General features: G+C 61.4%; 1 protein-coding gene. It reads right to left on the bottom strand.

Annotation, left to right across the window (positions count from 1 at the left end; all coding sequences use genetic code 11):
• The coding region (locus AC1DM5_RS36550; RefSeq protein WP_477976958.1) for a DUF4082 domain-containing protein at window positions 1-524 on the bottom strand (524 nt) is incomplete at both ends.

Below are 524 nucleotides of genomic sequence, written 5' to 3'. Positions count from 1 at the left end.
CGCCACATAGGCACCTGTCGTGTGGTAGGAGGCGACATAATTGGTGTTGGCGGTGATGGTAACGGGTGTTGCAAAGTTCACCGTCTGCCAGCCGCTCGCCGTGGTGTTGGTGAAGGTGGCGGTCGCGAGTTTGGTGCCTGTCGTGGTCCACAGGTCGACGACGTTCTGGCCGTTGTCGTTGGCGCTGCGATAGAACTTGATGCCGGTAATGTCACCGGCAACGTTCGACTGGAACTTGACGCCGAGCTCAACCTGCTGACCATCGTTGAGGTTCGTCTGGGTCGGCGTGCTGGAGGCGGAAAACAGGCTGTAGGTCGTTGGCGCCGTCGATACGGCGACATTGAAGGTTTCGTTGGCCGAGAGACCTCCGAGGTCGGTCGCCGTCACCTTGACGCCRTARGTSCCKSMTGTCGTCGGCGTGCCGGAGAATGTCCGTGTCGTGGCGTTGAAGGCCAGCCAGGCGGGAAGCGCTGTCCCGTCGGCAGCAGTTGCCGTGTAGGTCAGCGTTTCGGTGCTGTCGACAC

The sequence above is a fragment of the Rhizobium sp. 01T437 genome, from assembly GCF_056398505.1.
This window is presented reverse-complemented; position numbering and strand designations above follow the sequence as displayed.